This window comes from Janthinobacterium sp. CG3 (assembly GCF_000344615.1).
GTDB lineage: Bacteria > Pseudomonadota > Gammaproteobacteria > Burkholderiales > Burkholderiaceae_D > Janthinobacterium.
In genome coordinates this window covers 3392756-3406712 of the sequence record NZ_KB467824.1, presented here as the reverse complement: position 1 = coordinate 3406712, position 13957 = coordinate 3392756, and the positions used below count along the sequence as shown (strand labels likewise).

15 protein-coding genes are annotated in these 13957 nt (G+C 68.0%); 13 read left to right on the top strand and 2 right to left on the bottom strand.

The features are described from left to right. Positions 1-15 precede the first annotated feature (15 nt). The 5 genes from ruvX (at position 16) to JANGC3_RS0114905 (ending at position 4131) form a co-directional block, all read left to right on the top strand. Positions 16-408 carry a Holliday junction resolvase RuvX gene (gene ruvX / locus JANGC3_RS0114925; protein ID WP_026133005.1) on the top strand — a complete coding sequence of 131 codons (393 nt, stop codon included), beginning with the start codon at positions 16-18 and terminating at the stop codon, positions 406-408. After that, positions 392-910, top strand: a complete 519-nt coding sequence (gene pyrR, locus JANGC3_RS0114920) for a bifunctional pyr operon transcriptional regulator/uracil phosphoribosyltransferase PyrR (RefSeq protein ID WP_017877291.1) — start codon at positions 392-394, stop codon at positions 908-910. The genes ruvX and pyrR overlap by 17 nt, the downstream gene beginning before the upstream one ends. Before the next feature lie 9 nt (positions 911-919). After that, positions 920-1885, top strand: coding sequence for an aspartate carbamoyltransferase catalytic subunit (locus JANGC3_RS0114915; protein ID WP_017877290.1), 966 nt, complete (start codon positions 920-922; stop codon positions 1883-1885). Then, positions 1882-3180 carry a dihydroorotase gene (locus tag JANGC3_RS0114910; protein WP_017877289.1) on the top strand — a complete coding sequence of 433 codons (1299 nt, stop codon included), beginning with the start codon at positions 1882-1884 and terminating at the stop codon, positions 3178-3180. The genes JANGC3_RS0114915 and JANGC3_RS0114910 overlap by 4 nt, the downstream gene beginning before the upstream one ends. Before the next feature lie 183 nt (positions 3181-3363). Then, positions 3364-4131, top strand: a complete 768-nt coding sequence (locus JANGC3_RS0114905; protein WP_035787727.1) for a lysophospholipid acyltransferase family protein — start codon at positions 3364-3366, stop codon at positions 4129-4131. A 41-nt stretch (positions 4132-4172) separates the two neighbouring features. Here the strand turns inward: JANGC3_RS0114905 and JANGC3_RS0114900 are convergent, their stop codons facing one another. After that, a complete protein-coding gene (locus tag JANGC3_RS0114900) occupies positions 4173-5030 on the bottom strand; it encodes a symmetrical bis(5'-nucleosyl)-tetraphosphatase (protein WP_017877287.1) in 858 nt (285 codons plus the stop codon). A gap of 128 nt (positions 5031-5158) precedes the next feature. Here JANGC3_RS0114900 and rfbB point away from each other — a divergent pair, with 128 nt between their 5' ends. From rfbB to waaA, 8 genes are all read left to right on the top strand, one after another. Next, positions 5159-6235, top strand: coding sequence for a dTDP-glucose 4,6-dehydratase (gene rfbB / locus JANGC3_RS0114895; protein ID WP_017877286.1), 1077 nt, complete (start codon positions 5159-5161; stop codon positions 6233-6235). After that, positions 6232-7131 carry a glucose-1-phosphate thymidylyltransferase RfbA gene (gene rfbA, locus JANGC3_RS0114890; RefSeq protein ID WP_017877285.1) on the top strand — a complete coding sequence of 300 codons (900 nt, stop codon included), beginning with the start codon at positions 6232-6234 and terminating at the stop codon, positions 7129-7131. The genes rfbB and rfbA overlap by 4 nt, the downstream gene beginning before the upstream one ends. After that, positions 7131-7676: a dTDP-4-dehydrorhamnose 3,5-epimerase gene (gene rfbC / locus JANGC3_RS0114885; protein ID WP_017877284.1), complete on the top strand. Its 546-nt coding sequence runs from the start codon at positions 7131-7133 to the stop codon at positions 7674-7676. Before rfbA ends, rfbC begins: the two co-directional genes overlap by 1 nt. Continuing rightward, positions 7673-8533 carry a dTDP-4-dehydrorhamnose reductase gene (gene rfbD, locus JANGC3_RS0114880; RefSeq protein WP_017877283.1) on the top strand — a complete coding sequence of 287 codons (861 nt, stop codon included), beginning with the start codon at positions 7673-7675 and terminating at the stop codon, positions 8531-8533. The genes rfbC and rfbD overlap by 4 nt, the downstream gene beginning before the upstream one ends. Before the next feature lie 274 nt (positions 8534-8807). Further along, a complete protein-coding gene (locus JANGC3_RS0114875; RefSeq protein WP_017877282.1) occupies positions 8808-9116 on the top strand; it encodes an H-NS histone family protein in 309 nt (102 codons plus the stop codon). Between the two features lie 169 nt (positions 9117-9285). After that, positions 9286-10680, top strand: a complete 1395-nt coding sequence (locus JANGC3_RS0114870) for a phosphomannomutase/phosphoglucomutase (RefSeq protein WP_026133004.1) — start codon at positions 9286-9288, stop codon at positions 10678-10680. Between the two features lie 5 nt (positions 10681-10685). Continuing rightward, the gene (gene waaC, locus JANGC3_RS0114865; RefSeq protein ID WP_017877280.1) at positions 10686-11711 is read left to right on the top strand and encodes a lipopolysaccharide heptosyltransferase I; all 1026 of its coding nucleotides are present in this window, start codon (positions 10686-10688) and stop codon (positions 11709-11711) included. Further along, positions 11711-12991, top strand: a complete 1281-nt coding sequence (waaA, locus tag JANGC3_RS0114860; protein WP_017877279.1) for a lipid IV(A) 3-deoxy-D-manno-octulosonic acid transferase — start codon at positions 11711-11713, stop codon at positions 12989-12991. The genes waaC and waaA overlap by 1 nt, the downstream gene beginning before the upstream one ends. Positions 12992-13027: 36 nt before the next feature. Here waaA and JANGC3_RS0114855 read toward each other — a convergent pair whose 3' ends face one another. Continuing rightward, complete coding sequence (locus JANGC3_RS0114855) at positions 13028-13939, bottom strand: M48 family metallopeptidase (RefSeq protein ID WP_017877278.1); 912 nt, start codon at positions 13937-13939, stop codon at positions 13028-13030. Positions 13940-13957 lie beyond the last annotated feature (18 nt).

Genomic DNA, 13957 nt, shown 5'->3' with positions numbered 1-13957 from the left:
CCTGTGAGCGCGGTGATTGACACCGTGCTCGGCTTCGACTTCGGCATCAAACGCATCGGCGTGGCGATCGGCAACACGATGATCCGCCAGGCCCAGCCCCTGTCCGTCATCGCCGCCATCGCCAACGAGCCGCGTTTCGCCGCCATCGCCGCCCTGGTCGACGAGTGGCAGCCGAGCCGCATCGTGGTCGGCCTGCCCAGCCATCCCGACGGCGTCGAGCATGAAATGAGCGCGCGCTGCCGCCGCTTCGCCAACCAGATGCACGGCCGCTTCGGCCTGCCGGTGGTGCTGGTCGACGAGCGCTACTCCTCGGCCGTGATCGCCGCCAAACGCGGCGAGGTCATCGACGACCGCGCCGCCGCCATCATTTTGCAACAATACTTTGACGACTATGCCCAATCCAACTAACCCTTCCCAACTCGACGCCGAGGCCCTGTACCAGGTCTTGCTGCAACAGGTACAGAGCGGCCTGTCCGGCGTGGCCGACGTCGCCATCATCGGCATCCACTCCGGCGGCGCCTGGCTGGCCGAGCGCCTCGCGGCCGACCTCGGCTTGCAAGCGCGCCTGGGCGTCATCGACGTCTCGTTCTACCGCGACGACTTCGCCCAGAAGGGCTTGCACGCCGACGTCAAGCCGACGCAAATCGGCTTCGACGTCAACGGCGCCACCATCCTGCTGGTCGACGACGTGCTCTACACCGGGCGCACCACGCGCGCGGCGATCAACGAGCTGTTCGACTACGGCCGCCCGGCGCGCATCATGCTCGCCGCGCTGGTCGACCGCGGCGAGCGCCAGCTGCCGGTGGCGGCCGACTTCGTCGCCGCCAGCGTCGCCATCGAGCCGGGCCGGGCGCTGGTGCTGCAGCGCGCCGACGCCGGACAATTCACGCTAACAATCGACAACGCCTAGACAACCACCATGCTTAATCCGCAACTGAACAAACACGGCGAGCTGCAGCATCTGCTGACGATCGAGGGCTTGCCGAAGACCATCGTCAACCACATCCTCGACACCGCCTCGTCCTTCGTCGGCGTCTCCGACCGGGACGTCAAGAAGGTGCCGCTGATGCGCGGCAAAAGCGTCTTCAACCTGTTTTTTGAAAACTCGACGCGCACCCGCACCACCTTCGAAATCGCCTCGAAACGGCTGTCGGCCGACGTCATCAACCTGAACATCCAGGCCTCGTCGGCGAGCAAGGGCGAGTCCCTGCTCGACACCATCGACAACCTGTCGGCCATGCACGCCGACATGTTCGTGGTGCGCCACGCCCAGTCCGGCGCGCCCTACCTGATCGCCAAGCACCTGCACGACACGCGGCAGAACCACGTCCACGTCGTCAACGCCGGCGACGGCCGGCACGCGCACCCGACCCAGGGGCTGCTCGACATGTACACGATCCGCCACTATAAAAAGGACTTCACCAAGCTGACGGTGGCCATCGTCGGCGACATCCTGCACAGCCGGGTGGCGCGTTCCGACATCCACGCGCTGACCACGCTGGGCGTGCCGGAAGTGCGGGCGATCGGCCCGCACACGCTGCTGCCGGGCGGCCTGGAGCAGATGGGCGTGCGCGTCTTCACCGACATGAACGAGGGCTTGAAGGGCGTCGACGTGATCATCATGCTGCGCCTGCAAAACGAGCGCATGAACGGCGCGCTGCTGCCGTCGGCGCAAGAGTACTTCAAAAACTACGGCCTGACGCCGGAGCGGCTGGCGCTGGCCAGGCCGGATGCGATCGTCATGCATCCGGGGCCGATGAACCGCGGCGTCGAAATCGACTCGGCGGTGGCGGACGGTCCGCAAGCGGTGATTCTGCCGCAGGTGACATTCGGCATCGCGGTGCGGATGGCAGTGATGAGCATTTTGGCGGGAAATCAAGGATGAACTTACATATCAAGAACGGCCACCTGATCGACCCGGCCAACGGCGTCGACAGCCTGCAAGACCTCTTCATCGCCGACGGCGCCGTGCTGGCCGTGGGCGCCATGCCGGCCGGCTTCGTTGCCGGGCGCGTCATCGACGCCAGCGGCCTGGTGGTCGCGCCCGGCCTGGTCGACCTGTCGGTGCGCCTGCGCGAGCCCGGCTACGAATACAAGGCCACGCTGGAGTCCGAACTGCGGGCGGCGATGCAGGGCGGCGTCACGCGCCTGGTCTGCCCGCCCGACACCGACCCGGTGCTCGACGAGCCGGGCCTGGTGGAAATGCTGAAATACCGCGCCAAGACCATGAACCTGGCCCACGTCCACCCGCTGGGCGCGCTGACCGTCGGCTTGAAGGGCAAGGCGCTCACCGAGATGGCCGAACTGACCGAGGCCGGCTGCATCGGCTTCGCCCAGGCCGAGGAGCCGGTCGAAGACACCACCGTGCTGCTGCGCGCCATGCAGTACGCCAACACCTTCGGCTACACCGTCTGGTTGCGCCCGCAGGACGCGCACATCGGCCGCGGCGGCATCGCCCACGCCGGACCGCTGGCCTCGCGCCTGGGCCTGTCGGGCGTGCCGGTGATGTCCGAAACCATCGCGCTGCACACCATCTTCGAACTGATGCGCGCCACCGGCGCCCGCGTGCACCTGTGCCGCATCTCGTCGGCGGCCGGGCTGGACCTGATCCGCGCGGCCAAGCGCGAAGGCTTGCCGGTCAGCTGCGACGTCGGCGTCCACCACGTCCACCTGACCGACGCCGACATCGGCTTCTTCGACCCGAACGCGCGCGTCACGCCGCCGTTCCGCAGCCAGCGCGACCGCGACGCCATCCGCCTCGGCCTGCTCGACGGCACCGTCGACGCGATCTGCTCGGACCACACCCCGGTCGACGACGACGAGAAGCTGCTGCCGTTCGGCGAAGCCTCGCCGGGCGCCACCGGCCTGGAACTGCTGCTGTCGCTGGCGCTGAAATGGGCCGACGACTACGCCGCCGGCCAGGCCACCGGCGAGCGCCGGCCGATCGCCCGCGCGCTGGCCAAGGTGACGGCTGACGCGGCGCGCGTCGCCGGCATCCCCGGCGGCAACCTGGCGCCGGGCAGCGTCGCCGACGTTTGCCTGTTCGACCCGGCGGCGCGCTGGACCGTGACGGGCGCGGCGCTGGCCAGCCAGGGCAAGCACACCCCCTTCCTCGGATACGAGTTGAGCGGTGTGGTGCGGGCGACCATCGTCGCCGGCCACGTCGCCTACCAGCGCTAGGTCGCGCAACAAGCCTCGGGTCAGGTCTCGATAGGACGGTTTTTGAAGCGGGAAAACCGCCCCAGGTGGACCCGACCCCGTTGTTGTTGTGTAAAAACCGTTATGCCGAGGCCGGTCCCGATGTTTGTTTGAACCGATGTTGTTGCGGCGCCGTGGCCGTGCTTATTTTTTGTTTGGTGTGATGTGAAACTATTGCTTATTTATCGGCTCGGGCGGGTCGCCGTGCATGTGGCGCTGGGTATGGCGACGTGCGCCGTGGTGTTTCCTTGGCTGGGCGCGCCGGCGCGCAACCGCCGTATCCGTATCTGGTCGCGCCAGTTGATGGCGGTCTGCGGCGTGCGCGTCGAACGCTCGGCCGGCTGGGAGCAGGCGCTGCCGCAGGCGATGGTGGTCGCCAACCATGTCTCGTGGCTGGATATTTTCGTCATCAACGCGGTGCATCCCTGCCGCTTCGTCGCCAAGGCCGAGATCCGCGACTGGCCGCTGCTGGGCTGGCTCAGCGCCAAGGCCGGCACCGTGTATATCGCGCGCGGCAAGCGCCGCGACCTGCGGCATATTTTCAAGGGCCTGGTCGACAAGCTGGTCGACGGCGAGCGCATCGGCTTCTTCCCCGAGGGCACCACGGCGCCGCAGGGGCAGTTGCTGCCGTTCCACGCCAATTTGTTCGAGGCGGCGATCGACGCCAAGGTGCCGGTGCAGCCGCTGGCGCTGTCCTACGTCGACGCCAGCGGCGGCTCGCATCCGTCGGTCGATTTCATCGGCGACATGAATTTCGCGCAGAGCCTGGTGGCCATCCTCAGCGGCCCGGCCGTGACGGCGCGGCTGGTCTGCCTGGCGCCGCTAGACAGCGTCGGCGCGCACCGGCGCGAGCTGGCGCTGGCCGCGCAACTGGCGGTGGCCGGCGCGCTCGGCATCGAGGCCGCCACGGCGGCGGCGGCCGAACCGGCCTGAGTGTGGCCCGAGTCCGGCCCGAGTTTGACCCAGGCGCGGCTTCAGCGCGCCGGCTCGCCGGCGTGCCGGCGGTAGCTCGGGCAGTCGACCTGCAGCAGCGTGCGATCCTCCAGGCACACCGCCGACAATTGGCCGCCCCACACGCAGCCGCTGTCGAGGCCGATTAAATTCGGCCGCAGCGTCAGGCCCAGCGCCGACCAGTGGCCGAACACCACGGTGTCGGCGGCGCTGCGCCGGCCCGGCACCTCGAACCACGGCAGCAGGCCCGACTCCGGCGCGGCGCTGCCGCTTTCCTTCATCTTGAAATCCATCACGCCGTCGGCGCTGCAAAAGCGCAGCCGCGTCAGCGCGTTGACGATGCAGCGCAGGCGCGCGTCGCCGCGCAGGCCGTCGTCCCAGGCGGCCGGCGCGTTGCCGTACATGCCGCGCAGGAAGTCGACCCAGTCCGGGCCGCGCAGCGCCGCCTCGACTTCGCCGGCCAGCGCCACGGCGCGCCGCGCGCTCCATTGCGGCAGCACGCCGGCGTGCACCAGCAGGTGGCCCTGGCGCAGCAGCGCCAGCGGGCGCCGGCGCAGCCAGTCGATCAGCGCGTCGCGGTCGGGCGCCCGCAGGATCTCGGCCAGCGTGTCGCTGGCGTGCGCCGGGCGGATGCCGCAGGCCACCGCCAGCAGATGCAGGTCGTGGTTGCCCAGCACGGCGTCGATCTCGACCTCGCCGTCGCCGCGCTGCGCCAGCGCGTGCACGTGGCGCAGCGTCGCCAGCGATTGCGGGCCGCGGTTGATCAGGTCGCCGGCGAACAGGATGCTGCGCGGACCGGGGCAGGCCAGTTCGATGCGCGCGAGCAGGGCCAGGGTTTGATCGTGGCAACCTTGCAGGTCGCCGATGACGTAGGTTTTCATGGTGATGGCTAATGTCTCTTGTTATTTTGTGGCGCGCCGCGCGCGGCCGGCAATTCTTGTCGCTTGGCGCGCATAAAATCACTTAAAATCGTACTTATCACTAATTTATGCTTTGGGCAGGATACTAAATGATTTTTGTAACTGGCGGTGCCGGCTTTATCGGATCGAATTTTGTGCTGGACTGGCTGGGCCAATGCGACGAGCCCGTGCTCAATTTCGACAAGCTCACCTACGCGGGCAATATGCACAACCTGGCCGCGCTGAAGGACGACGCGCGCCACCTGTTCGTGCGCGGCGATATCTGCGATGGCGAGCACGTGCTGGCGCTGCTGCGCCAGCACCGGCCGCGGGCGGTCCTGCATTTCGCCGCCGAGAGCCACGTCGACCGCTCGATCCACGCGCCGGGCGACTTCATCAACACCAACATCAACGGCACCTTCAGCCTGCTGGAGGCGACGCGCGCCTACTGGAGCGAGCTGGACGCCGACGCCAAGGCGGCGTTCCGCTTCCTGCACGTGTCCACCGACGAGGTCTACGGTACCCTCGGGCCGGACGACGCGCCGTTTTCCGAAACCACCGCCTACGCGCCGAACAGCCCGTATTCGGCCTCGAAGGCGGCGTCGGACCACCTGGTGCGCTCCTACCACCACACCTACGGCCTGCCGACGCTGACCACCAACTGCTCGAACAACTACGGCCCCTACCATTTCCCGGAAAAGCTGATTCCATTGGTGATCGCCAACGCCCTCGCCGGCAAGCCGCTGCCGATCTACGGCGACGGCCAGCAGGTGCGCGACTGGCTGTATGTGAGCGACCACTGCGCGGCGATCCGCCGGGTGCTCGACGCCGGCCGCCTGGGCGAAACCTACAACGTGGGCGGCTGGAATGAAATGGCCAACCTCGACGTGGTGCGCGCGCTGTGCACCATTCTCGACCGCCTGGCGCCCAAGGCCGGCGCGCCCGTCAGCTACCTGGAGCAGCTGACGTATGTGGCGGACCGCCCCGGCCACGACCGCCGCTACGCCATCGACGCCGGCAAGATCGAGCGCGAACTGGGTTGGAAACCGGCCGAAACCTTCGACAGCGGCATCTTTAAAACGGTGCAGTGGTACCTGAGCAACCAGGCCTGGGTCGCCGACGTGCAGTCGGGCGCCTACGCCAACTGGGTCGAGCAAAACTATCTGAACCGGGAGGCCGCAGCATGACGCGCCATCCGACCAACCGCAAAGGCATCATCCTGGCCGGCGGCTCCGGCACGCGCCTGTATCCGGTGACGATGTGCGTCTCCAAGCAATTGCTGCCGATCTACGACAAACCGATGATTTACTATCCGCTCAGCACGCTGATGCTGGCCGGCATACGCGATATCCTGATCATATCGACGCCGCAGGACACGCCGCGCTTCCGCGAACTGCTGGGCGACGGCAGCCAGTGGGGCGTCAGCTTGAGCTACGCGGTGCAGCCCTCGCCGGACGGCCTGGCGCAGGCCTTCATCATCGGCCGCGCCTTCGTCGGCGACGCGCCGTCGGCGCTGATCCTGGGCGACAACATCTATTACGGCAACGAACTGGACGCGCTGCTGGGCCAGGCCAACGGCCGCACCGACGGCGCCACCGTGTTCGCCTACCACGTGCAGGACCCGGAACGCTACGGCGTGGTCGACTTCGACGCCAACCGGCGCGCCGTCAGCATCGAGGAAAAACCGGCGCGGCCGAAATCGAACTACGCCGTCACCGGCCTGTATTTCTACGACAAGCAGGTGTGTGACATCGCCGCCGACATCGCCCCGTCGGCGCGCGGCGAGCTGGAAATCACCGACGTCAACCGGATGTATTTGGAGGCGCAGCAATTGAACGTCGAACTGATGGGCCGGGGCATGGCTTGGCTCGACACGGGCACCCACGATTCCCTGCTGGAGGCGTCGCAGTTTATTGCCACCATCGAGAAACGCCAAGGCTTGAAAGTGGCTTGTCTGGAAGAAATTGCCTACCGCAAAGGGTATATCGACGGCGCGCAGTTGGAGAAACTGGCGCTGCCGCTGAAAAAAAATGGTTACGGCCAGTATCTGCTGCAAATTCTTCAGGATAAAGTGATTCGATAATGAAGGTAACCCCGACCGCTATCGCCGACGTGTTGATCATCGAGCCGAACGTGTTTGGCGACGACCGCGGTTTTTTTTATGAGAGTTTCAACGCCCGCCGCTTCGCCGAACTGAGCGGCGTGCAGGTCGAATTCGTCCAGGATAACCATTCGAAGTCGGCGAAAAACGTCTTGCGCGGCCTGCATTACCAGATCGTCCAGCCGCAGGGCAAGCTGGTGCGCGTCACCGCCGGCGCGGTCTACGATGTCGCCGTCGATTTGCGCAAGAGCTCGGCGACGTTCGGCCACTGGGTCGGCGTCGAGTTGTCGGCCGAAAACCGGCGCCAGTTGTGGGTGCCGCCCGGCTTCGGCCACGGCTTCGTGGTCACCAGCGAGAGCGCCGAATTCCTCTACAAAACCACCGACTACTACGCCCCCGAGCACGAGCGGGCGATCCTGTGGAACGACGCGGCGCTGGGCATCAGCTGGCCGCTGGCCGGCGCGCCCATGCTCTCGGGCAAGGACCAGCAGGGCAAGCTGCTGGCCGAGGCCGAGGTGTTCGCGTGAAGATCCTGCTGACCGGCACCAGCGGCCAGCTCGGTTACGAGCTCGAGCGCAGCCTGCAGGGCCTGGGCCAGGTGGTCGCGCTCGACCGCGCCCGCTTCGACCTGTCCGACCTGGACCAGGTGCGCGACGTGATCCGCGCCGAGCGGCCGCAACTGATCGTCAACCCGGCCGCCTACACCGCCGTCGACAAGGCCGAGAGCGAGCCGCAACTGGCGTACCGCGTCAACGCCGAGGCGCCCGGCCTGATGGCCGGGGAGGCGGCGCGCCTGGGCGCGGTGATGGTGCATTACTCGACCGATTACGTGTTCAATGGCGCCAAGAGCGGCGCCTACGTCGAGGACGACCCCACCGCCCCGTTAAACGTCTACGGCGCCAGCAAGCTGGCCGGCGAGCAAGCCATCGCCGCCGCCGGGATACCCCACCTGATCTTCCGCACCAGCTGGGTGTATGGCATGCGCGGCAAAAATTTCCTGCTGACGATGCTGCGCCTGGCGCGCGAGCGCGACGAATTGCGCGTGGTCGACGACCAGCACGGCGCGCCGACCTGGAGCCGCACCATCGCCGACAGCACCGCGCTGATCCTGGCGCAGGCGCGCGCCGGCCAAGCCGACTGGTGGCGGGAGAACAGCGGCGTGTACCATCTGAGCAGCCAGGGCCGCACCACCTGGTTCGGCTTCACCGAGGCTATCCTGGCGGCGGCGCAGATCGATTGCCGGCTGATTCCGATCCCCAGCGCCGAGTATCCGGTGCCGGCGCCGCGGCCGTCCAATTCGGTGCTGTGCTCGGACCGCCTGATCGGACGCTTTTGCGATCTGCCCGATTGGCGCGAGGCGCTGCGATTATGCCTGGAGGAATAGGCGGCGGCGCGGAACGGCAAGGATGAAGAGAAACCGGGCGTCGCCCCCCCCGGTTCTTATTGCCGATAAATAATATTTATTTCAACCGCGCTTATCGCCGCGGCGGCATAGCGGCGCCATAGCGCGCGAATATATGCCGCGATGCCGGCATAATCCGATCCGATCGCGTATAGGATGCGCTTCGGATAAGAAGAACCGGTGTTGTCCTGATAATGTAGTATATTCCGCTCACCGCTAAGGTTTTATGCCTATAACTCGTACAAAAGGAATCACGATGGATTTATCGAATATGTCGGCGCCCGAGCTGCGCAACCTTCAGGACAAAATCAAGCAGGAAATGAAAAAGCGCGAGCACCGCGATATCGCCAAGGCGCGCGAGCAAATTCTGGCGATCGCCCAGAGCGTCGGCATTCCCTTGAAAGAGTTGGTCGCCAGCGGCGTGCGCGCCAAGACCGGCAGCGTGGCGGTGCGTTACCGCCACCCCGACGACGAGTCGCAGCAGTGGACCGGCCGCGGCCGCCAGCCGAAATGGGTGAAGCAATGGACCGATTCCGGCAAATCGATCGATCTGCTGCGGGTATAATTCGGTATACTTCCACGGCGCGCGGAACCGCAGTCCGGTTCGGCGAGCCGCCCTTGGTGCCGCGGCGGACGTCGTTTGACGCCGCCCGGGCCTTCCCGTTGATGTTTGGCGATACCGCGGCGCCGGCCGGTTTGGCATGGCGCGCGGCTTCGCGCGTTTTGAAAATACTATGGTCTCCCTGTCGAAAACAATCTTTAAAGCTTACGATATTCGCGGCATCATCGGCAAAACCCTCGATGCCGATGTGGCGCGGCAGATCGGCCGCGCCTTCGGCCGGGCCGCGCTGGCCAAGGGCCAGAGCCGCGTCGTCATCGGCCGCGACGGCCGCTTGTCCGGACCCGAACTGATCGCCGCGCTGGCCCAGGGTTTGCAGGCGGCCGGCGTCGACGTGATCGACCTGGGCGTGGTGGCCACGCCGATGGTCTACTACGGCACCAACGTGCTCGACACCCAGTCCGGCATCATGGTCACCGGCAGCCACAACCCGCCCGACTACAACGGCTTTAAAATGGTGTTGGCGGGCGAGGCGATCCACGGCGAGACGATCCAGGCGCTGTACCACGGCATCGTTGCGCACCAGGCCGACGCCGGCGCCGCCGACGCCGGCAAGACCGGCGCCTACTCGACCCATGACATCCGCGCCGCCTACCTTGAACGCATCCTCGGCGACGTCAAGCTGGCGCGCCCGATCAAGATCGCGGTGGACTGCGGCAACGGCGTCGCCGGCGCCTTCGCCGGCGACCTGTTCCGCGGCATGGGTTGCGAAGTGATCGAGCTGTTCTGCGAAGTCGACGGCACCTTCCCGAACCACCATCCCGACCCGGCCCATCCGGAGAATTTGCAAGACCTGATCCGCTGCCTGCGCGACTCCGACGCCGAGATCGGCATCGCCTTCGACGGCGACGGCGACCGCCTCGGCGTCGTCACCAAGGACGGCCAGATCATCTACCCGGACCGGCAAATGATGTTGTTCGCCGCCGACGTGCTGACGCGCCATCCTGGTGAGCAGATCTTGTACGACGTCAAATGCACGCGCCACCTGGCGCCGTATATCGCCAAGCACGGCGGCCGGCCGCTGATGTACAAGACCGGCCACTCGCTGGTCAAGGCCAAGCTGCGCGAAACCGGCGCCCCGCTGGGCGGCGAAATGAGCGGCCACATCTTCTTCAAGGACCGCTGGTACGGCTTCGACGACGGCATGTACGCCGGCGCCCGCCTGCTGGAAATCCTGACGCGCGAAAGCGACCCGTCGGCGCTGCTCAACAGCCTGCCGCAGTCCGACAGCACGCCCGAGCTGCACCTGGAGTTGAAGGAGGGCGAGAACGTCGCGCTGATGGAGCAGTTGCACGCCAACGCCGAGTTCCCCGGCCACCAGCAGATCATCACCATCGACGGCCTGCGCGTCGAGTACGCCGACGGCTTCGGCCTGGCGCGTTCGTCGAACACCACGCCGGTGATCGTGATGCGCTTCGAGGCTGAAACGCCGGCCGCGCTGGCGCGCATCCAGGCGCAGTTCAAGAGCGTCATCCTGGCCGCCAAGCCCGACGCGCAACTGCCCTTTTAAGTCGAATGGGGGCGCCTGCCGGCTCGGCCAAGCCGTTGAACATCCTGCTGGTGCGCGTCTCCTCGATGGGCGATGTGCTGCACAACCTGCCGATGGTGGCCGACATCGCCCGCCACTTCCCCGACGCCCGTATCGACTGGGTCGTCGAGGAGGCTTATACCAGCCTGGTGCGGCTGAACGGCCGGGTCGGCACGATCCTGCCGTTCGCGCTGCGGCGCTGGCGCAAAAGCCTGGGCAGCAAAGCCACCCGGGCCGAAATCGGCGCCTTCTTCAAGACCCTGCGTGAAAAACGCTACGACTACGTGTTCGACACCCAGGGCCTCTTGAAGACCGGCGTCGTCATGGGCGCGGCGCGGCTGGCGCCGGGCGGGCACAAGGTCGGCCTGGCCAACGGCAGCGAAGGCTCGGGCTACGAAGGCATCTCGCGCCTGTTCCACAGCAAGAGCATCGCGCTCGATCCGCGCACCCACGCGGTGGCGCGCGGCCGCCTGGTGGCCGGCGCCGCGCTCGGCTACCAGGTCGACACGCCGGCCGATTTCGGCCTGCCCGACGCGCCCCGGCCGGAACCGCGGCCGGATTGGATGCCGGCGCAACCGTACGCGGTGTATTTCCACGGCACCGCGCGCGACGCCAAGAAATGGGCGGCGCAAAACTGGATAGCCCTGGGCGCGCAACTGGCGCCGATGCCGATCCTGCTGCCCTGGGGTTCGGCCGCCGAGCTGGCCGAGGCCGAACTGCTGGCGGCGGCGCTGCCGAACGCGCGCGTGCTGCCGAAGCTGTCGATGGCCGACGCCGTCACGCTGGCGCGCCACGCCGCGCTGGCGGTCGGCGTCGACACCGGCCTGACCCACATCGCCGCGGCGTTCACGCGCCCGACGGTGGAACTGTACTGCGATTCGCCGCGCTGGAAAACCGAGGGCAACTGGTCGCCGATGATCATCAACCTGGGCGACCGCGGCGCGCCGCCGGGCGTGGCGCAAGTGCTGGCCGCGGCCAAGAGCTTGCTGGCCCAGAGTTTGCCGACGCCATAGTGTTACGCTTCTATTCCCTGATGTGGTGGTTGGCGCTGCCGCTGGTGTTGGCGCGGCTGTGGCTGCGCGGGCGCCGGGAACCCGGCTACCGCCTGCACTGGGCCGAGCGGCTCGGCTGCTACGGCCGGCGTCCGCCGGGCGCCGCGCCGATGACCGTCTGGCTGCACGCCGTTTCGGTCGGCGAGACCCGCGCCGCCGAGCCGCTGGTGGACGCCCTGCTGGCGGCCTGGCCCGAGTGCCGCATCGTGCTGACCCATATGACCCCGACCGGGCGCGCCGCCGGGCGCGCGCTGTTCGCCCGGCACGGCGCGCGCCTGCTGCAATCCTATCTGCCCTACGACACCGGCGGCATGGTGGCGCGCTTCATCGCCCGTTTCGAGCCGCGCCTGTGCATTTTGATGGAAACCGAGGTGTGGCCGAACCTGATCGCCCAGTGCGGCCGGCGCGGCGTGCCGGTGGCGCTGGTCAACGCGCGCCTGTCGCAGCGCTCGCTGGGCAAGGCGCGCCGCTTCGGCCGCCTGCTGCTGGACGCCGCGCGCGGCATCAGCCTGGTGGCGGCGCAGACCGAGGCCGACGCCGCCCGCGTGCGCGAGCTGGGCGTGGCGCGGGTCGCCGTCACCGGCAGCATCAAATTCGACGTCGCGCCGGCGCCCGCGGCGCTGGCCGCCGGCGCGCGCCTGCGCGGCCAGATCGGCGCCCGTCCGGTGCTGCTGTGCGCCAGCACGCGCGACGGCGAGGAGGCGCTGATCCTGGACGCCTACCGCCGCGCCGCGCTGCCGCCCGAGCTGCTGCTGGTGATCGTGCCGCGCCACCCGCAACGCTTCGACGAGGTCGCCGCGCTGGTCGACGGGCACGGCCTGGCGCTGCGCCGGCGCACGCAACTGGCGCCCGACGGCGCCGCGCTGGCGGCCGGCGTGCAGGTGCTGCTGGGCGACTCGATGGGTGAAATGTTCGCCTATTACGCCGCCTGCGACTGCGCCTTCGTCGGCGGCAGCCTGCTGCCGCTGGGCGGGCAGAATCTGATCGAGGCCTGCGCGCTGGGCAAGCCGGTGCTGACCGGGCCGCACACCTTCAACTTCGCGCTGGTGACGCAGGACGCCATCGAGGCCGGCGCCGCCGAACTGGCGGCCGACGCCGACGCGCTGCTGCGCCAGGCCGGCGCCCTGCTGCGAGACGAGGCCCGCCGCGCCGCGATGGGCGCCAGCGCGCTGGCCTTCGCCGGCCGGCACCGCGGCGCCACCGCGCGCACGCTGGCGCTGCTGCGGCCGCTGCTGGCGTAAGCCGACCGACGACAATCGCGCTAACCGGGCGGTGCGCTACCACAGCGCCGGCAGTTCCTGCGAGCGTTTGCGCAGCGCCTGCTTGGCGCCGTCGTAGTCCGGGTAGACCGATTCGACGGTGGCCCAGAAGCGCGCGCTATGGTTCATTTCCAGCAGGTGCGCCAGCTCGTGCGCGACGACGTAGTCGACCAGCGGCAGCGCGAAGTGGATCAGGCGCCAGTTCAGGCGGATTTTGCGCTGCACCGTGCACGAGCCCCAGCGCGTGCCGGCCGACGACAGCGCGAACGAGTGGAAGCTCACGCCCAGCTTGGCGGCGTAGACGTCGAGCCGCTCGGCGAACAAGCGCCTGGCCTCGTCCTGCAGCCAGGCGCGAACCTTCTCCTTCAATTGTTGTTCGGTGCCGGCCGGCGGGACCCAGACGTGCAGCTCGCCCGAGTCGCGGTTGATGCTGGCGCGGTGGCGCGCCGCGTAATGCAGGCGCAGCGTGATGGAGCCGCCCAGGTAGGGCAGCGCGGCGCCGTCCGTCCACACCACCGGCGGGCGTTGCAGGCGCTGGGCGCGGCGTTCGCGCCGTTCGTGCAGCTTGGACAAAATCCAGCCCTGCTTGGCGCGGATGGCGTTGTCGATTTCGGCCAGCGTGATGCGCTTGGGCGCGGTCACGCGCAGGCCGTCGTCGTCGATCATGAAGCCGATCGAGCGCCGCGTCGAGCGGCGCAATTCGTATTCGATGCTGTGCTGGCCCAGTTGCAGCTGGCGTAGCGGCGGCGCGTCGGGCGCGCGCGGCGGCGAGGGCAGGGCGGCCGGCGGCGGCGCGCTCCATAGCAGCGACGGTGGCGTCGATGGCGGTGCTGGCGGCGCCGATGACGGCGCGCCCGGCGCCTTGGCGGCGGCCGGGGCGTCCTGCGCGAACAAATCCAGTTGCTGACCGTTGACCTCGAGTGACTTCATTTGCTGTCGCAGTGTCGG

What these genes read in the sequence shown, in the direction of transcription:
- pyrR (WP_017877291.1), top strand. Translation starts at nt 392, where the DNA reads ATGCCCAATCCAACTAACCCTTCCCAACTCGACGCCGAGGCCCTGTAC.
- JANGC3_RS0114915 (WP_017877290.1), top strand. Translation starts at nt 920, where the DNA reads ATGCTTAATCCGCAACTGAACAAACACGGCGAGCTGCAGCATCTGCTG.
- JANGC3_RS0114910 (WP_017877289.1), top strand. Translation starts at nt 1,882, where the DNA reads ATGAACTTACATATCAAGAACGGCCACCTGATCGACCCGGCCAACGGC.
- JANGC3_RS0114900 (WP_017877287.1), bottom strand. Translation starts at nt 5,030, where the DNA reads ATGAAAACCTACGTCATCGGCGACCTGCAAGGTTGCCACGATCAAACC.
- rfbB (WP_017877286.1), top strand. Translation starts at nt 5,159, where the DNA reads ATGATTTTTGTAACTGGCGGTGCCGGCTTTATCGGATCGAATTTTGTG.
- rfbA (WP_017877285.1), top strand. Translation starts at nt 6,232, where the DNA reads ATGACGCGCCATCCGACCAACCGCAAAGGCATCATCCTGGCCGGCGGC.
- rfbC (WP_017877284.1), top strand. Translation starts at nt 7,131, where the DNA reads ATGAAGGTAACCCCGACCGCTATCGCCGACGTGTTGATCATCGAGCCG.
- JANGC3_RS0114875 (WP_017877282.1), top strand. Translation starts at nt 8,808, where the DNA reads ATGGATTTATCGAATATGTCGGCGCCCGAGCTGCGCAACCTTCAGGAC.
- JANGC3_RS0114870 (WP_026133004.1), top strand. Translation starts at nt 9,286, where the DNA reads ATGGTCTCCCTGTCGAAAACAATCTTTAAAGCTTACGATATTCGCGGC.
- waaC (WP_017877280.1), top strand. Translation starts at nt 10,686, where the DNA reads ATGGGGGCGCCTGCCGGCTCGGCCAAGCCGTTGAACATCCTGCTGGTG.
- JANGC3_RS0114855 (WP_017877278.1), bottom strand. Translation starts at nt 13,939, where the DNA reads ATGAAGTCACTCGAGGTCAACGGTCAGCAACTGGATTTGTTCGCGCAG.